We start from the raw sequence: 22,109 nt of genomic DNA, 5'->3' as shown, positions 1-22,109 counted from the left end.
TACGTAACACCGAGCACTGATGTTCGGGCACACTGTCTGCCCGGACCGAGCGCTCGGGCCCTCACCCTCACCCCCAGCCCGTTAGGAGTCCCGGATGCGTGTCCGTGACCTGCTCGCCCCCGGAGCCCCGCGACTGCGCCTGCTCGCGGCGGAGGAAGAGCTGGACCGGCAGGTCAGCGGTGTCATGACCACGGACCTGCACGACCCCGGCCGCTACCTGCACGGCGGTGAGCTGGTGCTCACCGGCATGCTCTGGCGCACCGGCCCGGCCGACTCCGAGCGGTTCGTCAGGACGATCGTGGCCGGCGGCGCCGTCGCCCTCGCGGCCGGCGAGGCCGAGGTCGGCCCCGTCCCCGAGGACCTCGTGGACGCCTGCCGGCGGCACCGGATGCCCCTCTTGGCGGTACCCGACGACATCGCTTTCGGGACCGTCACCGAGTTCATCGGCCGGCAGGTCTCGGCCGACCGCGCCGCCGACCTGGCCGCCCTGGTCGACCGCCACCGCCTGCTGGTCTCCGCGGCCGGCGGCGGCGGGCTGGACGCCGTCCTCGACCTGCTCGGCGGCGACCTCGACCTCGACTGCTGGGTGCTCACCCCCACCGGCGCGGTGATCGCCGGCCCCGCCGACCGGCTCTCCGCCGAGGACCGCGACCAGCTGGTCCGGGCCCACCTCGGCGCCCAGCGCCAGCGCCGCCGGCCCCCGCACCGGGCCCGGCTGCTCACCGGCTCGTACTCGCTGCTGCCCGCCTCGGCCACCCCCGACGCCGAGGCGCCGCTCGCCGACTGGGTGCTCGCGGTGGCCGGCGACGTCACCGAGTGGACCACCAAGCGCCAGCAGCTCGCCGAGAACCTGGCCCGGCTGGTCGCCGCCGAGCGCCAGCGCCGCGACGAGGGCCGCCGGCTGCGCCGCCGGCTCGCCGACGAGGTGCTCACCCTGCTGCAGCGCGACGCCGACCCGGCCGAGATCAGCCGCACCCTCTACGCCTCCTCGGCGATGGCCGCCCGGTACGAGACCCCCGAGCCGAAGCCCCAGGCGCCGGACGGCAACTGGCTGGTGCTCAGCGCCGAGGGGACCGGCCTGCCCGAGGGGGCGGTGCGCGCCGTCCTGGAGGAGGCCCTGGGCGGCACCACCGACCGGGCCCTGGTCGCCGGGGCCGGCACCGGCGCGGTCGTGGTGATGCCCGCGATGGACGCCGCCGTCCCCGCCGACACCCTGCGTGAGCTGCTCGCCCCGCTGGAGGCCGGCCTCGGCTCCGAGGGGCGGATCACCCTCGGCGTCTCCGCCCCCGCCCCCGAGGCCGGCGGCCTGCGCGGCGCCCTGGAGGAAGCCCGGCACGCCCGCCGGATCGCCGGCGCCCGGGTCGGCCGGGTCTGCGTGGCCGGCCCCGAGGAGCTGGCCTCGCACGTGCTGCTGCTGGCCGCCGTCCCGGACGAGGTCCGCCGCGCCTTCCGCAGCCGTCTGCTGGACAAGGTGATCGCCTACGACATCGAGCACCAGGCCGACCTGGTCCGCACGCTGGAGGCGTTCCTGCGCTCGGACGGCTCCTGGACGCGCTGCGCCGGCCAGCTGCACGTGCACGTCAACACCCTCCGCTACCGGATCGGCCGGATCGAGGAGCTGACCGGGCGGGACCTCTCCCGCCTGGAGGACCGGGTGGACTTCTACCTGGCCCTCGAACTGGCCTGACACGACGGCGCCCCGTCGGCCGGCCGGCCGACGGGGCGCACTGCCTGCCCGGAGTCCTGCTACGGGTTGACGGGCAGGACGGGGGTGTTCACGGTCGGGATGCTCCAGCGCTGCGCCGGCGTGCCGTTGCAGGTGAACAGCTGGAAGACGGTGCCCGGGTTGCTGTTCGCCCAGGGGACGTCCAGGCACATGCCCGACTGCGGGTTGTAGATGCTGCCGTCGGCCCGGGCGCGCCACTGCTGGCCGCCCTCGCCGAGGCAGGTCCACAGGATGACCGCGGTGCCGGACGCGGTGCCGTTGCCGCTCACGGCCACGCACTGGCCGTTGATGGTGAGCGTGCCGTTGGCGTTCAGGCTGAACCGCTGGGCGTCGCTGCTGTTGCAGTCCCACAGCTGCGGGTGCATGCCGTTGCCGGTGTTGTTGTTCGGTGCGTCCATGCAGCGGCCGAAGTGGGCCGCGAAGCGGACCGGGCTGTTGCTGGTGGTCGCGGTGACCGCGGTGTCGTAGACGGCGAGGTTGCTCACCCGGCCGGTGAGGTAGTTGCTGCTCGCGTCGTTGTTGCGGTAGCGGCCGACGACCAGGCTGCCGGTCGCGGTGGGGCTGGTCGACGCGGCGTGCTGCGCCGTCCCGGCCAGGCTGCCGTTCACGTACAGGTTCATCTGGCCGGTGTCGGCGTTGTAGCTCGCGGTCAGCTGGGTCCAGGTGTTGAGCTGGTACGCGGCGGCCGGGCTCTGGGCCGAGGTCCAGTCGTACGGCCAGTCGTTCGCCGTGTCGGCCCGGGCGATGCCGAACTTCCAGGTGCCGTGGTCGCCGTAGATCATGAACGCACTGCCGTGCGTGGTCTCCTGGCTGACGACCATGCCGGCGTCGTCCTTGGCCAGGTAGGCCCAGGTGCTGACGGTGAAGCTCTTGCGGGTGTCGACGGTGTACTTGGCGGTGAGGTCGGACTTGCGGGTGCCGTCGAACGAGGCCACCGTCGTCGCGTGGCCGTCGACGGTGTCGGCGGTCCAGGCGACGCCGTTGGCGGTGCCGTTGAACGCGGCCGGGTTGGCGTTGGTGTCGCCGGTCAGCCGCCACTGGGCGTACGGCGCCTGGGTGGTGCCGCGGATGTGCTCGCCGGTGAAGCCGTTGACCTTGCCGCCGGCGGTGGTGGCGGCCCACACGTGCAGGTTGCCCGCGGCGTCGGCGGCCCAGAAGTCGGGCACCTGGTCGTCGGTGACGTCGCCGTCGGAGCCGACCGTCGGGTAGCTCCCGGCGGTGATGCCGTAACCGATCTTGGTGGGCGGGTTGGCCGTCAGGGCGGTCACCGTGGTGGAGCCGTCCGGCCGTCCGGCGGTGGTCAGCGCGTACTGGAAGATGTCGCCGTTGGTCCGGTTGCGGACCCACAGGGCCGGGGTGGTGGCCGTGGTGGCGCCGATCGCCAGCGTGTTGCCGGGGACCATCAGGTCCTTGTCGTCCCAGCCGCCGGCCGCGACCAGCGACGGCGGCGCCAGGGTGTGGTTGGTCTTGACCGGGTAGAACCAGAGGCTGTCCGAGTCGATCGCGAACACGCCGGTGGCGTCGGTCACCTGACGGCTCGGGGTGCGGGTGTCCTTGGCCGAGCCGATCGGGGTGATCTGGCGGGCCAGGGCCCAGCTGCCGCCGTCGTGGTGGCCGTTGCAGGAGGTGGCGTACGTGGTGCTGCAGTCCGGCCGGTCGACGGTGGTCGAGGTACCGCGGGTGAAGCGGCCCGGGTCGGAGAGCGTGTCCGAGTAGTAGTACAGCGCGTCGTCGCCGTCGCCGGCGCCGGGCTTGCTCTGGTCCTTGTGGACGAACAGGTCGTCCAGGTTGGTGGTCGGGTCGAGCGAGCCGCGGTGCGAGATCCGGTAGTCCTTCCACGTCCGCGGGTTCGTCGGCGAGTCGTTGCCGGGCGCCTGCGCGGCCGGGGCCGCGGTGCCGGTGGGCGGCACACTGGCGTTGCCCGCATCGGTGGCCCGGCCGTGCGTCACCAGGTTGCCGGCGGTGTCGGCCAGCAGGATGTCCGGGCGGGCGTCGCCGGTGGTGTCACCGAAGGCGACCGGGCCGGGCGCCCACGGGACGTAGAAGGCGTACGAGTAGGTCTGCGAGGAGTTCCCGGCCTCGTCGACGGCGCGGGCGTACAGGACGTTGGTGCCCCAGTGGGGGGGCTTGGTGGCGATGTCGGTGATCGTCAGCGAGCCGCCGGGGGCGCACTTCTGCTCGGCGTTGGCCAGCTGCGGCTCGTAGCTCCACTGGACGCAGGCCAGGCCGGAGGAGATCAGGCCGGCGCCCGGGCTGGGGTCGGAGGCGGTCACCGGGATGTGGCCGGTGTCGCCGAGCTTCAGCTGCGTGGTCTGGCCGTTGCCGGCCGGCGGGAACTGGGTGGCCGGGTCGGTGAAGGCGCCGAAGCCGAACACCGGCGGGGTCAGGTCGACCGCGAAGTGGCAGACGGTGCCGGACGGTCCGCGCAGCAGGCCGTCGTCGCCCTGGGCGAACCAACCGTAGTGGTGGCCGTTCTGGAGCAGCCCGACCGGCAGGTCGTACGCGGCCTCGCTGCCGGTGCCGACGAAGCCGGACCAGCCGTTGTTCACGACGTTGCCGCCGGTGGTGTTGTCCCAGATGCTGAGGTACTCGGTCAGCTGGCCCTGGTTGGGGCTGCTGACGGTCGAGCGCAGCGTGGCAGTGGTGTTGGTGACGTAGCCGTACGAGGAGACCGGGACGTCGGCGCAGGCGTCGGTGTCCGAGGTGGTGACCCGGTGCGGGGCCGGGGTGACCCGCTCGTTGGTGGGCACCCGCGGCGGGAAGTCGTACTCGCTGCTCAGCGTCGCGTCGTAGGAGTACCGCTTGAAGCCCATCCGCTGGCCGCTGCCCTCCTGGCCGAGGACGGCGAAGGCGAGCGGCACGCCGGTGTTGCGGATGCCGTCGCGCAGGGCGTTGGTGATGTTGAAGTCGACCGGGATGTCGTTGTAGCACTCGTTCAGGGTGCCGTTGCCCGGTACGTTCTTGCCGTCGATCCACTCCCGGATCTGGTGGTTGCCCCAGGACACGGAGGAGTCGAACTCCCGTGCCCGGTAGAGGTTCACCGGGTAGGTCGTGGAGCAGGAGTGGTCCGAGGATATGTACTGCTTGATCTGCAGGTTGGCGTAGTTGATGGTGGCGCCGGCGTAGCCGTTGAGGTCGAACTCGAACAGCGCCCGCTCGATGCCGTACGGGGACTCCCAGCCCTGGTAGCCCGAGCCCGGCCGGTCACGGTCGTTGGATCCGGTGCGGTCGAAGTTGCCGGTGGTGGTGTGGGCCTGCATCACCCAGGCGTGGTGCTGCTTGCCGCGGGCGTCCCGGCCCCAGGACGGGTCGACGTAGACCGGGTACGAGGTGCTGGGGCCGTCCAGCAGGTCGGGGCTCGGGGTGAGGGTGATCGCGCCCTCGGCCTTGCCGCCCTTGTCGTGGACCTTCGCCTCCGCCACCGGGATGTCGGCGACCGTGGCGAGTGCGCCCGGTCCGGCGGCCGTGCTCGGCGCGTCCGGCGCGGTGCGGGTCGCGGCGCCGGCCTCGGCGGCGGGCTGTCCGGCCGCGGGCGCTTCGGCGGCGGCCTTCGGGGCGCCCTGGGCGCGGGGCGCGGAGCCGGCGAAGGGCTCGGCGGCGGCGGACTTGGCGGCGGCCCGGGCGCCCGGCGTCCGGGCCTCCTTGGCCGACCACATCTGCGGGGTGGGGGCGGTGAAGACCGCCTCGCCGTCGGCCGAGGCGGTCAGCGCGCCCTCGGCGCTCTTGCCGAGCTCCAGGCCCTTGGTGGCGGTGGGGAAGACGAGGGTGCGCACGGCGGGGTTGGCCGCCGCGGCGGGCGTGCGCAGCACGACGACGGTGGTGTAGCCGCCCCACTTGGTCGCGTTGACCTGGAGGTCGGTGTCCGGCGCGACGTCGCGGAAGAGTGCGCCGTTGCCGGTGAGCACCGGCGCCGGGAGCGGGCCGGGGAAGGGCGAGGAGACGGCGAGCTGCTTGCCGTCCTGGGTGGTCATGGTGGCCAGCGGGCCGGTGCCGCCGCCGGAGATGACCAGGTCGCCGCCGGCGACGGCGGGGGCGACGGTGCCGTCGGCGCGCTTCACGAGGGTGTCGTCCAGGGCGGCCCAGGAGCCGTCGGTGCGCTTGGCGCGCTGGGCCTGCTGGTGCTGCTCGGAGCGCAGCTTGCCGCCGGCCGTGGCGACCACCGTGGTGTATTCGTCGGTGAGTTCGGGGACGGGGATGTCCTTGCCCTCGCGCTTGGCGCGGGCGACGGCGTCCTGGACCTTGTCCGGGGCCGGCCGGGTGGGCGGCTTGGCGGCGGTGACGCTCGGGGCCGGGGACGGGCCGCCGGCGGCGTGGGCGGCGAGCGGACTGACGGTCAGCAGTCCGGCCGCGACGGCGAAGGAGACCAGGGCGGCGGCGGGCCGTCGGGCCGGCCGGTCGGGTCTGGGTCTGGGCGTGGTGGGCATGGAACTCCCCCGTGGTTCGGCGCGCACCGCGAACGGGCGGATACGCAGAGGTCAGGCGCACTGTGGCAGCTCTGACGGACGGTCGACAAACGTTCGCCGAGCGGGCTTGTCCGGGTTTGGATGCGAAACAGATCGGATGACCCGGCAGTGATATGGGTCACTCGCCGCGGCCTGCCCAAGTGGTTGGCAGAGCCGGTCGCCGGACTGCTAGGTTCCGGCTGCTTATTTCTGATGAGCATTCAAATACCTTTTGCACCTAACGGGGTGGGAACGTGTCAAATTCGGACAGACCACAACGCGGGAGAAGGCCCTGGCGGTGGACAGCCGCGCCGGTCGTCTTCGCGGTGGCCGGCTCGCTGCTCGGCCCGGCGGCGCAGGCCGCCGCCAAGCCGGACTTCTCCAAGGTCTGGCAGCCGCCCGGCACACCGCTGCCCGGCAGCCAGTCGGTCGCCGTGACCGATGCCGCCAAGGCCGCCGCGATCGCGCCGCACTACCCGGTGCCCGAGCGCGCCGGGAAGGCGCCCGCGCCGGCCCCGGCCCAGCGCGAGGCGGCCACCGCCGACCTCGCCGGTGCCCGCCCGGAGGCGCCCGCCAAGGCCGGCCGGCTGCCGGTCTGGGTGGCGCCGAAGACCGGCGCGGCCGCGGCCGCCGACACCCCCGCAGCGGTGACCGTCGTCCAGGGCGACGCGTCGAGCGCCCGCGCGGCCGGCGTCAACGGCCTGCTCTTCACCCTCACCGCACAGCCGGCGGCCGCGGCCCCCGCCGCCTCGGCACCGCAGGAGCAGACCGCCCCGGCGCCGGTCCAGGTCGGTATGGACGTGGCCGCGCTGGACGCCGCCACCGGGGGCGAGTTCGCCTCCCGCGGCCGCCTGGTGACGCTGCCCGCGTGCGCCGCGACCACCCCCGAGGTGCCCGCCTGCCAGGTCCGCACCCCGGTGGCGAGCCACTACGACGCCGCCGCCAAGCGACTGGTCGCCGACCTCGCGCTGCCCGCCGCGCCCGCCGCCGCGCCCGCCGCTGCGGCCCCGGAGAAGACCGGTGGCGCCGTCCGGGCGGCCTTCACCACCGGTGCCCGCCCGGCCTCGGCCCCGGCCCCCGCCGCCGCTCCGCTGCTGCTGGCCGCCGAGACCGCGCCGGCCGGCGGCGGCGGCGACTACGCCGCCTCCGCACTCAACCCCTCCTCGGCCTGGGCCGCCGGCAGTGCGTCCGGCGCGCTGTCCTACAGCTACCCCATCCAGGTGCCGCCGTCGCTCGGCGGCGCGGCGCCCACGGTCGCGCTCGCGTACAACTCCTCGTCGGTGGACGGCAAGACCTCCGCCACCAACGCCCAGGCGTCCTGGGTCGGTGACGGCTGGGAGCTGAACCCCGGCTTCATCGAGCGGACCTTCAAGCCCTGCGACAAGGCGGGCATCAAGAACTCCGGCGACCAGTGCTGGGCCGGCTTCAACGCCACCCTCTCGCTCGGCTCGCACTCCGGCCAGCTGGTCCGCGACCGTAACGCCGGCTCGACCGGTGCCACCACCGACGCCGCGACCGGCGTCTGGCACCCGAAGGACGACGACGGCACCAAGGTCGAGTTCGGCTCCGGCGCCGGCAACGACGCCCGGGACGGCGCCTACGCCAAGGTGACCGACAGCTCCGGCACGGTCTACTACTTCGGGCTCAACCACCTGCCCGGCGGCGACAAGAGCGACCCCGCGTCCAACTCCGTCTCCACCGTGCCGGTCTACTCGCCCACCAGCGGCGACCCCTGCTACGACTCGGCCCAGGGCAAGGCGTCCTGGTGCCAGATGTGGCAGCGGCTCTCGCTGGACTACATCGTGGACCCGAAGGGCAACCTGACCACCTTCACCTGGTCCCCGGAGACCAACTGGTACGCCCGCGGCGGCGCCCAGAACAGCGGCAACGGCACCCGCACCGCGTACACCCGGGCCAACCTCCCGGCCTCCGTCGGGTTCGGGCAGCGTCTGGACGAGCAGGTGGCCGCCAAGGGCGCCCTGCAGCCCGCCGCCCGGATCACCTTCGCGACCGCCGAGCGCTGCCTCGACACCGCGAACTGCGACCCCGCCCAGCGCACCGTCGCCAACAAGAACAACTGGCCCGACGTGCCGGTGGACCAGGAGTGCAAGCAGGACGGCACCTGCACCCACTACGGGCCCAGCTACTTCACCACCAAGCGCCTGTCGGGCATCACCACCCAGGTGCGCGTGAACAACGCCTGGAAGGACGTCGACGCCTACGAGCTGAAGCACTCGTTCCCCGACCCGAAGGACGCCACCAGCCAGAAGGCGCTGTGGCTGGACTCGGTGAAGCGCACCGGCAGGACCGCGACGCCCGAACTCAGCTCCCCGCTGGTCAGCTTCACCCCGGTGATGCTGCCCAACCGGGTGGACGGCACCGACCTGGTGCCGGCGCCCCCGCTGATGAACCGCCCGCGCATCCAGCAGATCCACAACGAGCTCGGCGGCGTGCTCAACGTCGACTACAACCTGCCGGCCTGCTCCCGGATCAACAAGGTGATGCCGGCCGCCGAGGACGACAACAGCCTCGGCTGCTACCCCGTCCGCTGGCTGCCGCCGGGCTCGGTCGCCGACGCGACCCCGGTGCTGGACTGGTTCAACCACTACACGGTCGCCTCGCTGACGGAGAACGACACCGCCACCGACGCTCCGCAGAAGATCACCAAGTACGCCTACGAGCGGGCCGGCTGGCACCGCGACGACAGCGAGTTCACCGAGTCCAACGCCCGCACCTGGGGCGACTTCCGCGGATTCGCGGCGGTCACCGTCACGGCGGGCAGCGGCAACGACGGTCCCCGGACGCAGACCCGCACCACCTACCGGCAGGGCATGGACGGCGACGCCCGGATCGGCGGCGGCACCCGCAGCGTGCACCTGACCGACGCGCTCGGCCGGGACGTCGTCGACGTCGACTGGCTGGCCGGCCAGGTCCTGCAGACCGAGGTGTTCGACCAGGAGAACGGCAAGGTCGCCGCGCGGACCGTGAACGGCGCCTCGGGCGAGGTCGCCACCGCGACCCACCCGCGCGGCAACGGTCTGCCGGACCTCGTCGCGCGCTACACCGCGACCACCCGGACGGTCACCACCCAGGGGCTCAAGGCCGACCAGACCTGGCGCACCACCACCAAGACCACGGTGAGCGACCCGGACCACCCGAACCGCACGAGCACGGTGCTCGACCAGGCCGACGGCCTGCCCGACCTGTGCACCCGCACGTCCTACGCCACCGGGCCCGACCCGCAGCGCACCGACCTGGCCGCCGAGACGCTGACCGTCTCCGGCACCGACGCGTGCACCGCCGGCGCCGGCCCCGGCAACACCGCCTCCCGCAGCCGCGTGCTGTACGACAACCTGCCGTTCGGCCAGGCCGCGGCCGCCGCCAACCCGAGCGGCGCCCAGGAGCTGGAGCGCTACGAAGCCAACGGCAGCGCCACCTTCACCGACACGACCAGCACCACCTTCGACAAGTACGGCCGGGTCGAGTCCGTCACCGCGCTGACCGTCAAGGACGCCCAGCACCCCAACGGCGCGACCACCCGCACCAGCTACGCCGCGGCCGCCGCCGGCGAGCTGCCGTCCACGCTGACCTCCTCGGCGCCCGCGCCGGGCCTCAGCGGGGTCACCTGGGACACCGTCACCACGATCGACCCGCGCCGCGGCAACACACTCACCGTCAAGGACCCGAACAACAAGACCAGCACGCAGGTCTGGGACGCCCTCGGGCGCCTCACCGGTGTCTGGCTGGCCGGCCGCACGCCGGGGGCCAACCCGAACCCGAACCTGAGCTTCGCGTACAACCTCTCGAACACGGCCGGCTCGCCGTCCTCGGTGACGACGTTCGTGCTCAAGAAGGACCTGGCCAACCCGGTCCAGACCCGCAAGATCGACATCCTGGACGGCTTCGGCCGCACCCGGCAGAGCCAGGCGTCGCCGGAGAACCCGGCCTTCACCGGCCGGCTGATCACCGAGACGCTGTACGACTCGCAGGGCCGGGTCAAGACCGCCGACGCGGCCTGGTACAACAACGCCTCCGGTCCCACGGGCACCGTGGTGCAGGCGGCCGACTCGACCGTGCCCTCCCAGACCCGGACCAGTTACGACGGACGGGGCCGGGCCACCGTGGTGGCCTCCTGGTCGCTCGGTGTCGAGCAGAGCCGGTCCACCACGGCCTACGCCGGTGTGGACCGGGTCGACCTGGTTCCGCCCGCCGGCACCTGGCCGACCAGCGCCGTCTCCGACGCCCGTGGCCGCACCGTCGAGCGGTGGCAGTACAACACGCCGACCGCCACCGGCAACCGCGCCGACGCGGTGGTGTCCAGCTACGGCTACACGCCCGAGGGCAAGCCCGAGTCGCGCACCGACGCGGCCGGCAACCGCTGGACGTACAGCTACGACCTGCGGGACCGGCAGATCTCGGCGACCGACCCGGACACCGGCACGGTCACCCAGACCTACGACCAGGCCTCCCGGGTGGCGACCACCACCGACAACCGCGGCCGCAAGCTCGCCTTCACCTACGACCTGACCGGCCGCAAGACCGGCGAGTACGAGGGCAGCGTCGCCCCGGCCAACCAGCTCGCGGGCTGGGCCTACGACACGGTCGCCAAGGGCAAGCCGAGCTCCTCCACCCGCTACGTGGGCGGCGCCTCCGGGCAGGCCTACACGACTGCGGCGACCGGTTACGACGACGCCTACCGCGCCACCGGGATGACCATCACGATCCCGGGCAGCGAGGTCGGACAGAGCGGCACCTTCACCTACACCGCGTCGAGCACCTTCGACAAGATCACCGGCAACGTGAAGTCCCGTCTGCTGCCCGCCGTCGGCGGACTGCCGGTGGACGACCTCGCGTACTCGTACAACGACTACGGCCAGGTGTACAAGTACGCCGGCGCCACCACCTACGACACCCAGACCGAGTACGACGCCTTCGGCCGGGTGATCCGCTCCACCGTGAACCCCTGGGCCTCCCAGGTCGTCGTCACCAACGACTACGACCAGGCCACCAGCCGGCTGCGTAACCAGTTCCTGGACAAGCAGACCTCCACCTCCGGCGCGGTCCAGCAGACCGGCTACACCTACGACGACTCCGGTCGCGTCACCTCGATCAGCACCACCCCCGACAACAACCCGGCCGCCCGCGACCTGCAGTGCTTCGGCTACGACAGCCTCGGCCGGCTGACCACCGCCTGGAGCGACACCGGGCGCGTCACCGTCCCGGACCCGGCCGAGCACCAGACCCTGGACCAGGGCCGGTGTGCCAACACCAGCCCGACCAGTGGCGCCGTCGCGCCCTCGCTGACCACGGTCGGCGGCGGCAACCCCTACTGGCAGGAGTACGGCTACGACGTCACGGGCAACCGCACCCGGTTCGTCCAGCACGACATCGGAGGCGACTCCACCAAGGACGCCGTCACCACCCAGACGTTCCCGAACGCGGGGACGGTCAACACCGGAAACGGCAGCGGTGGTCCGCACGCACTGACGGGTACCGGAACCAAGGTCGGCGCGAGCACCACGGTCTCCGGCAGCGACAGGTACGACGCCGCCGGCAACACCACCTCGATCTACACCTCCAAGGCCGGCACCGCCGACCTCGCCTGGAACACCGAGGGCAAGCTCGACAGCTTCGCCCAGGCCGGCCCGATCACCGGCATCGGCGGCAAGTGCCTGGACATGCAGGGCGGCAGCTCGGCCAACGGCACCCCGGCGCAGATCTACACCTGCAACACCGGCGGCGGACAGCGCTTCGCGGTCAGCGGCGGCCTGCTCAAGGCCTTCGACAAGTGCGTGACCGCCATCGGCACCGCGGCCGGCTCGCCCGTCCAGCTCCAGCCCTGCGACGGCGGCGCCGCGCAGAAGTGGACGGCCCGCGCCGACGGCACCGTCCTCAACCAGGCGGCCGCCCGCTGCCTGGCCGTCCCCGGCGACGTCACCACCAACGGCACCGACCTGGTGCTCGGTGACTGCGCCACGACCGTGCCGGCCGGCCAGAAGTGGACCGTCCCGAACCAGGTCACCAGCTACGTCTACGACGCGGACGGCAACCAGCTGGTCCGCCGCAACCCGGGGAAGACCACCATCAGCCTGGGTGGCGACCAGGTCACCTACGACACCGTCACCAAGACCCTCACCGGCACCCGCTCCTACCCGGTGCCCGGCGGCCTCACCATGGTCCGGGTCGGCAACGGCGGCCTGACCATCCAGCTGGCCGACCACCACAACAGCGGCCTGCTGACGGTCGACGCCACCAGCCTCGCCGTCACCCGCCGGCCGATGGACCCCTTCGGCAACCCCCGCGGCACCCAGCCCGCGGCGGGCGTCTGGGCAGGTGACAAGGGGTTCATCGGAGGCACCAAGGACGACGTCACCGGTCTGACCAACCTGGGGGCACGCCAGTACCAGCCCTCCACCGGACGGTTCGTCAGCCCGGACCCGGTCCTCGTCCCCGACGACCCGCAGCAGTGGAACACCTACGGCTACTCGCACAGTGACCCGGTCAACCGCTGCGACCCGTCCGGCCTGTACGACCCGGACCTGCGCGAATGGCAGATGCAGCAGGAGCGGGCCAAGCGCGAGGCCGAGGCCACCGCGAGCGGCGAGGAGGAGCCGGACCTCGGCTCCGACCCGGAGCCCGAGGAGGAGAAGTGGTGGAAGGTCTGGACGCCGCGCCACGACACGGCCGTCCTGATGGCTACCACCTACCTCAAGGCCCGGCACCCCTACAACGACTTCGACAACGACGTCTTCATCCGTGAGGGCTCGGCCAAGGGCAACGGGAAGCCCGGCTACGCCGACATCGTGGAGTGGGGCAAGGACGAGGTCCTGATCTGGGAGGTCAAGCACGAGGGCGGTGGCGCGGAGGCCGACGGGCCGGCGCAGCTCGCCCGCTACATCGACAAGCTGCAGGAGATGCTGATCGAGGCCGGCGACACCCGGACGGTGAAGCGCGGCGGGAAGCTGGGCGCCGAACTCGGTCCGGTGCCGAACATCGGCAACCCCGCCGAGTTCATCACCGCCAAGGACGGCAAGGCCGACGGCATCATCACCTACAAGTGGACGAAGGAGGACAACCGCGGCGGCGAGCCCCAACGGGTCCCGCACCCGGTGCCCGTCCCCCAGGCCATGCCGGTTCCCAAGGAGCAGTACGGCACACGGCCCGGATGGACCTCGACGCGTCCGATCAAGAGCGGAACCCTGGGGCCCGAGGTCCCGGCCACACCCCAGGCGATGCCGCACGCCGTCGGCGGCAGCCTCGACGGGGGAGGGCTCACGTTCAACTACCCCACCATGACGCAGCAGCAGCAGACCAGCACGGCCGAGGTCGTGGTGGTCGGTATCTTGGGGTTCATCGCCTACTGCCTTACCGCCGGCACCGCCTCGCCCTGACCGGCGTGGCCGGGCGGGACTTCAAGGAGCGAAACACAGCAATGCACACCATCCGATGCGAGATCGACACCGAGTACCGCGACGCCGAGGCGTTCGCCGACCTCGCGTGGCGCTGGCTGGTCGAGGGTGCGGAACGCCTGGAGGGGGAGTCCCTCCAGGCGGTCCTCGACTCCACCGATCTGGTCGCGGAGTCGCTCACCAAGTCCGTTCCGTGCGGCCCGCCGGGAGCGCTCTGGGGCTTCTTCTCGGCGGACACCGTGAACCGCGGCAACGGTCGGATCACCCACCGCACCCGGATCCTCACCAGGAAGAACCTGCCCCTGCTGCGCAAGTGGCTGGGCGAGGACATCCTGCTGGCGGAGACCGCCCTCTACCGGCTCGACGAGCACGGCATGCCCGGCGACCCGGTGCTGCGGATGGCCGCCGCGCGCGAGGAGAAGTGCCAGGACTGGATCAGGCTCAGCGCGCTGACCCCGAAGGGGCGCTTCGGGCCGGACGGCCAGGACCGGTGGGGCGGGCTGCTGCGGGACTACTCGCAGGAACTCGACCCCTCCTACGCGCAGATCGGGTACGACCGGACGTTGGGCCGCACCGAGCACGAGGAGCGGGTCGGTCCGCCGCTGCCCCGGATGACACTGCCGCAGTCGCGGCGGCTGCTGCGCGGGTACGAGTGGCTGATGGTCGTTCCCCGGGAGATCGTCCAGCAGCTCGGCGGCGCGGAGGCCATCGGCGCCGCCGGGTTCCACCGGGTGGAGGAGCTGGCCGACGGCGCCGTGCTGCTCCAGGCGGTGCCGGAGTTCGACGGCTTCACCGGTGAGGCCGTCGAACGGCTCTGGCAGGTGGTCAGGCCCGCGCTGCGCCCGGGGACGCCCAAGCGGTTCAGCGCGGACACCGAGGCCGGTGACCCGCCGAGCCGGATCTGGTACGCCGACGCCGTCTAGAACCTGGGCGCGGTGCCCCGGGGCCACCGCGCCCCGGGGCACCGCAATGCACGAGGGCCCGCCGCGCACTGCGCGGCGGGCCCTCGTGGCTTTCGTCCTGACGTACCGGGACCTACTGGACCGGCTCCTACTGGACCGGGATGACGCCGGTCAGCCACTCGAAGACGCCCGGCACCAGGGCCTTCCACTGGTCGGTGGTGTGCGGGCCGGTGGCCTCCTGGACCTGGACGGTGGTCGGGGCCTTGGCCACGGCGGCGATCGCCTGGCCGTCCTCGAAGCCGTCGCCCTTGTTCCCGGAGACGTACAGCGAGACCTTCGGCGGCTGCTGGGCGCTCTTCAGGATGTTGACCGGGTTGTTGGCCTCGCGCAGCTTGGCGTCCTTGCCGACCAGCGAGTCCTTCTCGACCGCCGGGTCGTTGTAGCCGGACAGGGCCACGCCGGCGCGGTAGCGGTTCGGGTGGGCGAGCGAGAGCTTGGCCGCGCAGTGGGCGCCGGCCGAGTAGCCGGCGATGCCCCAGCGCTCGGGCGACGGGTCGGCGCGGAAGTTGTCCATGACCATCTGCGGCACGTCCCGGGTCAGCCAGGCGTCCGCGTTGATCTTGCCGGGGATGTCGGTGCAGCCGGCGTCCTGGTGGCCGCCGAGCAGCAGGGTGCGCGGCGAGACCAGGATGAACGGCGCCACCTTGCCCTGCTGCATCAGCGGCTTGAGCTGCTCGGAGACCTTCAGCGTGCCGTACCAGGTGGACGAGGAGCCCGGGTAGCCCGGGATCAGCTCGACGACCGGGAACTTCTTGTCCTTGAACGCCGGGTCGTTGTACTGCGGCGGGAGCCAGACCAGCACCTCGCCGTCGACGCCGGAGACCGGGCCCTTGAGGTCGGTCTTCTGCACGTCGCCCGGGACGGCCGGGTCGTTGACGCCGCGGAACTGCTGGGTGAGCTTGGGCTTCGCGGCGTCCCCGCCCGCGGTCGGCTGCGCACCGGCCGTGCCACCCGCGGCCGGGACCGGCTGCTCGGCCGGCGGGATCGAGGGCACCGCGCGGACGTGGTTGCCGGTGCCCAGCAGGTCCTCCCAGCTGCCGTAGATCAGGTTGGCGTTGTTGACCATGACGAACACCATCACCACGGCGGTGATCTGGCAGAACACGATCATGACGAGCCGGGACAGGATCCGCACCGGCTGGGGCCCGCGCACCCGACCCCAGCACAGCATCGCCACCGCGATGGAGATCGGCACGAGGATCACCGTGCAGATGAGGAATGGCGTGCCTGTCAGTTGCATCAAATTCTCGTATCCGGGTTCGCAAGCCGCTCGGGCCCCACTCGCCCGAACGCACTCCAATGGCATTGGACGGCCTCGAACGGGGATCGGTTGCCGTCCGAATCTGTGCGGAACCTGAGAGGAACATCACGTTTCCGTGATGATCCCTTTCCGGGTTCGCCCTAGTCTGCCACCCTGACAGCCCGCGCCCGGACCATGCGCCCAGCGGGCGCCCAGGATTGCCCCCGACAGGGCACGATACCGCCCGTCCGGACTCCGGTGGCGGGCGAGGCGGTGCAATCGCGCGCTCGTGGGCCAGCGAGACTATGGGGATGAGCACAACCCGCTTTCGCCCTTCCCGCCGGTTCTGGCCCGTCTGCGCCGCCCTGGCAGTGGTGGTCGCCGTGGCCGGCTGCAGCAGCACCGGCGGCAGACGCGCCGAGCAGGCCCGCGCCAAGGCAGCGGCCGCCGCCGGCGGCGCCGTCACCACCCCGCGCTGGAAGGTCGCCATGGTGACCCACGCGGGCGCCGGCGACGCCTTCTGGGACACCGTGCGCAAGGGCGCCGAGCAGGCCGCCGCCAAGGACAACATCACCTTCCTGTACTCCAACGACGCGCAGACCCAGAACCAGGTCCAGCTCGTCCAGGCCGCCATCGACCAGAAGGTCGACGGCCTGCTGGTCACCCTCGCCAAGGGCGACGCGCTCGCCGACGTGCTGGGCAAGGCCAAGGCCGCCGGCATCCCGGTGATCACCATCAACTCCGGCCAGGAGTACTCCGCGAAGTTCGGCGCGCTCACCCACATCGGCCAGGACGAGTCCACCGCCGGCCAGGCCGCCGGCGCCGAGCTGGCCGCCCGCGGCCGCAAGAGCGTCCTCTGCGTCATCCACGAGCAGGGCAACGTCGGCCAGGAGCAGCGCTGCGGCGGGGCCCGGAGCAAGGCCGGCGGCGCCTTCCAGGTTCTCTACGTCGACGGCGTCAACATGCCCGACGCGCGCGCCGCCGTCGCCGCCAAGCTCCAGGCCGACCCGGCCATCGACACCGTGCTCACCCTCTCCGGCCCGATGGCCGCCACCGGCCTGCAGGCCGTCCAGGACGCCCGCCGCCCGGTCGAGCTGGACACCTTCGACCTGGGCCAGGCGGTGGTGGCCGGGCTGAAGTCCGGCTCCGTCGGCTTCGCCGTCGACCAGCAGCCCTACCTCCAGGGGTACGAGGGCGTCGACCTGCTCTGGCTCTACCGCTCCAACCTGGACATGCTCGGCGGCGGCAAGCCGGTGCTGACCGGCCCGCAGATCCTCACCCGGAACGACGCCGACGCCCTCGCCGAGTACGTTGCGAGGGGGACGCGTTGAGCACCGACGTCCTCGTCCAGGAGCGGCCGGCCGCGGTGCGGCGGCTGCTCGCCCGGCCCGAGCTGGGCGCGCTGATCGCCGCGGTGGCGGTCTTCCTGGTCTTCGCCGCCGTCGCCGAACCGTTCCTGCGGGTCTCCTCGCTGGGCACCGTGCTGTATGCGGCGTCCACCATCGGCATCATGGCGGTGCCGGTCTCGCTGCTGATGATCGGCGGCGAGTTCGACCTCTCGGCCGGCGTGCTGGTCACCACCGCCGCGCTCACCTCGTCGATGGTCAGCTACCAGCTGACCGCGGTCACCTGGGTCGGCGTGCTGGTCTCGCTGGCCGTCACGCTGGCGATCGGCTTCTTCAACGGCTGGATGCTCGGCCGCACCAGGCTGCCGAGCTTCATCGTCACCCTGGGCACCTTCCTGATGCTCACCGGCGCCAACCTCGGCGTCACCAAGCTGGTCTCCGGCACGGTCTCGACCAAGCCGATCTCCGACATGGAGGGCTTCGCGTCCTGCCGGTGGCTGTTCGCCTCCGAGGTGACCGTCGGCGGGCTGACGATCCGGGCCACCGTCTGGTGGTGGCTCGGCCTGGTGGCGGTCGGCAGCTGGGTGCTGCTGCGCACCCGCTTCGGCAACTGGATCTTCGCGGTCGGCGGCGACGCGGCCGCGGCCCGCGCGGTCGGTGTGCCGGTCGCCCGGACCAGGACCGTGCTCTACCTCGGGGTCGGCTTCTGCGCCTGGGTGCTCGGCCAGCACCTGCTGTTCTCCTTCGGCACCGTGCAGTCCGGCGAGGGCGTCGGCAACGAGCTGATCTACATCGTGGCCGCGGTGATCGGCGGCTGCCTGATCACCGGCGGCTACGGCTCGGTGGTCGGCGCCGCACTCGGCGCGCTGATCTTCGGCATGGTCGGCAAGGGCATCGTCTACGCCCAGTGGAACCCCGACTGGTTCAAGTTCTTCCTGGGTGCGATGCTGCTGCTCGCCGCCCTGCTGAACTCCTGGGTCAAGCGCCGCGCCGAGAGGGGACCGCGATGACCGAGCTGCTCGCGCTCGACGGGGTCGGCAAGACCTACGGCACGGTCCGCGCACTGGAGGACGTCTCGCTGAGCCTGCGGGCCGGCGAGATCAGCTGCGTGCTCGGCGACAACGGCGCCGGCAAGTCCACCCTGATCAAGATCATCGCCGGGCTGCACCAGCACGACGAGGGCACCTTCACGGTCGGCGGCGAGGAGGTCCGCTTCGACTCCCCGCGCGAGGCGCTCGACCGCGGCATCGCCACCGTCTACCAGGACCTCGCGGTCGTCCCGCTGATGCCGGTCTGGCGCAACTTCTTCCTCGGCTCCGAGCAGGGCCACCGCCGCTGGGGCGGGCTGCGGCTGGACACCGACGGCATGCGCGCCACCACCCGCGAGGCGCTCGCCCGGATGGGCATCGACCTGCACGACGTCGACCGCCCGATCGGCACCCTCTCCGGCGGCCAGCGCCAGTGCGTGGCGATCGCCCGCGCCGTGCACTTCGGCGCCAAGGTGCTCATCCTGGACGAGCCGACCGCCGCGCTCGGCGTCAAGCAGTCGGGTGTGGTGCTCAAGTACGTCACCGCCGCCCGTGACGCCGGCCTCGGGGTGGTGCTGATCACCCACAACCCGCACCACGCGTACCTGGTCGGTGACCACTTCACCCTGCTCAAGCGGGGCCGGACGGCCGGCAGCCACCCCCGGGCGGAGATCGGCCTGGAGCAGCTCACCACCGAGATGGCCGGGGGCTCCGACCTCGCCGAGCTCTCGCACGAGCTGGGCCGACCCACCGACCCCGCCCCCGAACCCCGTGAGGAGCGTCCGCAGCCGTGACCAGCCCCAACGCCGGCACCCGGCCGCCGGTCCTGCCCAACCTGCTCGGCCTCGGCCCGCGGGCCGAGCGCCGCCGGCGAGCCCTCCCCGCCGGCGTCCTGCGGCTGCCCACCATCGGCGTCGACATCGGCGGCACCAAGGTGGTCGCCGGCGTGGTGGACGGCGAGGGCAAGGTGCTGGAGAAGGTGCGCACCGACACCCCCGACAAGAGCAAGAGCCCCAAGGTGGTCGAGGACGTCATCGTCGAGCTGGTGCTCGAACTCGCCGACCGGCACGACGTCCACGCGGTGGGCGTCGGCGCGGCCGGCTGGGTCGACGCGGACCGCTCGACGGTGCTGTTCGCCCCGCACCTGAACTGGCGCGGCGAGCCGCTGCGCGAGGCGCTCAGCGAGCGGCTGCGCTTCCCGGTGATCGTCGAGAACGACGCCAACGCGGCCGCCTGGGCCGAGTGGCGGTTCGGCGCCGGGCGCGGCGAGGACCACATGGTGATGCTCACCCTGGGGACCGGGATCGGCGGCGCCGTGGTCCGCGACGGCTACGTCGACCGGGGCAAGTACGGGCTGGCGGGGGAGTTCGGGCACATGCAGGTGGTGCCCGGCGGCCACCGCTGCCCGTGCGGCAACCGCGGCTGCTGGGAGCAGTACTCCTCCGGGAACGCCCTGGTGCGGGACGCCCGGGAGCTGGTCGCCGAGGAGTCGCCGGTGGTCCAGCCGCTGCTGGCCCGGGCCGGCGGCACCGCCGAGGGCATCACCGGCCCGCTGGTCACCGAGGCCGCCCGGGCCGGCGACCCGACCGCCACCGAGCTGCTGTACGAGGTGGGCACCTGGCTCGGCGTCGGCATCGCCAACCTGGCGGCCGCACTCGACCCGGGCCGCTTCGTGATCGGCGGTGGCGTCTCCGAGGCCGGTGACCTCCTGCTCGCCCCGGCCCGGGACACCTTCCGCCGGACCCTGACCGGCCGCGGCTTCCGCCCGGAGTCCACCATCGTGCACGCCGCGCTCGGCAACGAGGCCGGCCTGGTCGGCGCCGCCGACCTGGCTCGCCAGGTGGCCCGCCGCTTCCGCACCATCAAGCGCCGCCGGGTGGAGCGCAGCGTGCCGTAGGGCCGGTCTGCACGGCTTGGCCCGTGGGGGCGCCCGCCCGGTGGCGGGCGCCCCTTTGCTGCTCCGGCGTGCGCCGGGACCCGGGCGGAGCGTCAACTGCGCGGTGGTACCGGTGCGGCCCTGTTGTCCGGGCCATGCCTCCTGTGAAACAACGGAGTTGACGCCGACTCGGGAGGCCCTTCGGATGAGAGCTCTGGCCCGCATCACCCCGCCGATCCTGCTCGCCACCGCCCTGGTCTGCTCCGCCGCGGGGCCGGCCGGAGCGGCGGAACCACCGCCCAAGGTGCCCGAGGCGGTGGGCTGGGGCGGTGCGGTGGCCAGCGTGGACGCCGACGCCACGGCGGCCGGGATCGAGGTGCTGCGCAAGGGCGGGAACGCGGTGGACGCCGCCGTCGCCGTCGCCGCCGCCCTCGGGGTCACCGAGCCGTACTCGGCCGGGATCGGCGGCGGCGGGTACTTCGTCTACTACGACCACGCCACCGGCCGGGTCTCCACCATCGACGGCCGGGAGACCGCCTCCCGGACGGCCGACACCTCGCTCTTCCTGGAGGACGGCAAGCCGCTGCCCTTCGCCGACGCCGTCACCAGCGGCCTCTCCGTCGGCGTGCCCGGCGCCCCGGCCACCTGGGAGACGGCCGTCGGGCTCTGGGGCAGGCGCTCCTTCGCCGACGCGCTGAAGCCCGCCGAGCGGATCGCCGAGCAGGGCTTCACCGTCGACCGGACGTTCCAGGACCAGACCGCGCTGAACCAGGCCCGGTTCAAGGACTTCCCGGACACGGCGAAGCTCTTCCTCCCCGGCGGCGCGCTGCCCGCCGTCGGCTCCACCTTCCGCAACCCGGACCTCGCCGCCACCTACCGGCAGCTCGGCCGCGAGGGCACCGACGCGCTCTACCGGGGCGACCTCGCCGCCGACATCGTCAAGACCGTCCAGCACCCCCCGGTGGACCCGGCCTCCGGCCGCAACGCCCGCCCCGGCAAGGTGGACGCCGCCGACCTGGCCGCCTACCGGGTCCGCCGGCAGCAGCCCACCCACGTCGCCTACCGCGACTACGACCTCTACTCGATCGCCCCGTCCAGCTCCGGCGGCACCACCGTCGGCGAGGCGCTCGGCATCCTGGAGGACGGCGAGGTCGGGCGGTACGACGGCACGCAGTACTACCACCACTTCCTGGACGCCAGCCGGATCGCCTTCGCCGACCGCAACCGCTGGGTCGGCGACCCGGCCTTCAACGACGTCCCCGTGCGGGAGCTGCTCTCCGAGCGCTACGCCGCCTCCCGGGCCTGCCTGATCAGCCCCGACCGTGCCCTCACCAGCCCGCTCGCCCCCGGTGACCCGCGCCACCCCGCCCGCTGCGCCGACACCGGCGTGGCGCCCGCCGCCGAGCCGTACGAGGGGCTGAGCACCAGCCACCTCACCGTCGCCGACCGCTGGGGCAACGTCGTCTCCTACACGCTCACCCTGGAGCAGACCGGCGGCAGCGGCATCACCGTCCCCGGCCGCGGGTTCCTGCTCAACAACGAGCTCACCGACTTCAACTTCACCCCGCTCACCCCCGGGGTGCCCGACCCCAACCTGCCCGGCCCCGGCAAGCGCCCGCGCTCCTCGCTCTCGCCGACCATCGTGCTGCGCGACGGCGAGCCGCTGCTCGCGACCGGCTCGCCCGGCGGCGCGACCATCATCACCACCACGCTCCAGGTGCTGCTCGGCCGCCTCGACCGCGGCCTCAGCCTGGAGCAGGCGATCGCCGCGCCGCGCGCCAGCCAGCGCAACACGGCCGCCACCCAGGCCGAGCCGGACTTCCTCGCACTGCCCGAGCGCGCCCGGCTGGAGGCGCTCGGCCACGTGTTCGCGAGCACGCCCGAGATCGGGGCGGCCACCGGCGTCGAACGGCTGCCGGACGGCCGCTGGGTGGCCGCCGCCGAACCGGTGCGGCGCGGCGGCGGTTCGGCCGCGGTGGTGCGGCCCGCCCCCTGACGCCGGCCGGGTCTGTCGGTGCCGTTCGGTAGATTCGGGGTGGGCGTCCGCTCGGGCGCCCGCCCCTCGTCCGTACCGCCACCG

The 22,109-nt window shown here is 72.9% G+C and carries 10 protein-coding genes; 8 read left to right on the top strand and 2 right to left on the bottom strand.

The window, feature by feature from the left end; translation table 11 throughout:
- Positions 1-94: 94 nt before the first annotated feature.
- Positions 95-1,687 (top strand): PucR family transcriptional regulator, encoded by a 1,593-nt coding sequence (locus ACIPSC_RS14570; RefSeq protein ID WP_400825822.1) that lies wholly within the window; start codon positions 95-97, stop codon positions 1,685-1,687.
- Positions 1,688-1,746: 59 nt separating this feature from the next.
- Here ACIPSC_RS14570 and ACIPSC_RS14565 read toward each other — a convergent pair whose 3' ends face one another.
- A complete protein-coding gene (locus ACIPSC_RS14565; RefSeq protein WP_400825821.1) occupies positions 1,747-6,150 on the bottom strand; it encodes a ricin-type beta-trefoil lectin domain protein in 4,404 nt (1,467 codons plus the stop codon).
- Positions 6,151-6,494: 344 nt separating this feature from the next.
- On the opposite strand from ACIPSC_RS14565, the gene ACIPSC_RS14560 reads away from it, so the two are divergent.
- Both ACIPSC_RS14560 and ACIPSC_RS14555 read left to right on the top strand, forming a co-directional pair.
- Positions 6,495-13,559: a ricin-type beta-trefoil lectin domain protein gene (locus ACIPSC_RS14560; protein ID WP_400825820.1), complete on the top strand. Its 7,065-nt coding sequence runs from the start codon at positions 6,495-6,497 to the stop codon at positions 13,557-13,559.
- Between the two features lie 41 nt (positions 13,560-13,600).
- Complete coding sequence (locus ACIPSC_RS14555) at positions 13,601-14,500, top strand: hypothetical protein (protein WP_400825819.1); 900 nt, start codon at positions 13,601-13,603, stop codon at positions 14,498-14,500.
- Between the two features lie 127 nt (positions 14,501-14,627).
- Here the strand turns inward: ACIPSC_RS14555 and ACIPSC_RS14550 are convergent, their stop codons facing one another.
- Positions 14,628-15,734 (bottom strand): alpha/beta hydrolase, encoded by a 1,107-nt coding sequence (locus ACIPSC_RS14550; protein WP_400825818.1) that lies wholly within the window; start codon positions 15,732-15,734, stop codon positions 14,628-14,630.
- A gap of 350 nt (positions 15,735-16,084) precedes the next feature.
- On the opposite strand from ACIPSC_RS14550, the gene ACIPSC_RS14545 reads away from it, so the two are divergent.
- The 5 genes from ACIPSC_RS14545 to ggt all read left to right on the top strand — a co-directional run bounded on the left by ACIPSC_RS14545 (position 16,085) and on the right by ggt (position 22,025).
- On the top strand, positions 16,085-17,110 hold the full coding sequence (locus ACIPSC_RS14545) for a substrate-binding domain-containing protein (protein ID WP_400825817.1): 1,026 nt from the start codon (positions 16,085-16,087) through the stop codon (positions 17,108-17,110).
- Positions 17,107-18,135, top strand: a complete 1,029-nt coding sequence (locus ACIPSC_RS14540) for an ABC transporter permease (protein WP_400825815.1) — start codon at positions 17,107-17,109, stop codon at positions 18,133-18,135. Before ACIPSC_RS14545 ends, ACIPSC_RS14540 begins: the two co-directional genes overlap by 4 nt.
- Positions 18,132-18,947 carry an ATP-binding cassette domain-containing protein gene (locus tag ACIPSC_RS14535; protein ID WP_400825813.1) on the top strand — a complete coding sequence of 272 codons (816 nt, stop codon included), beginning with the start codon at positions 18,132-18,134 and terminating at the stop codon, positions 18,945-18,947. The genes ACIPSC_RS14540 and ACIPSC_RS14535 overlap by 4 nt, the downstream gene beginning before the upstream one ends.
- Before the next feature lie 41 nt (positions 18,948-18,988).
- Positions 18,989-20,050, top strand: coding sequence for an ROK family glucokinase (locus ACIPSC_RS14530; protein WP_395298497.1), 1,062 nt, complete (start codon positions 18,989-18,991; stop codon positions 20,048-20,050).
- A gap of 184 nt (positions 20,051-20,234) precedes the next feature.
- Positions 20,235-22,025: a gamma-glutamyltransferase gene (gene ggt, locus ACIPSC_RS14525; protein ID WP_400825811.1), complete on the top strand. Its 1,791-nt coding sequence runs from the start codon at positions 20,235-20,237 to the stop codon at positions 22,023-22,025.
- Positions 22,026-22,109: the final 84 nt, after the last annotated feature.

The organism is Kitasatospora sp. NPDC090091 (assembly GCF_044747365.1).
In the GTDB taxonomy this organism is placed as follows: Bacteria; Actinomycetota; Actinomycetes; order Streptomycetales; family Streptomycetaceae; genus Kitasatospora.
The sequence above is the reverse complement of the archived record's forward strand: the minus strand, read 5'-3'. Positions and strand labels throughout refer to the sequence as shown.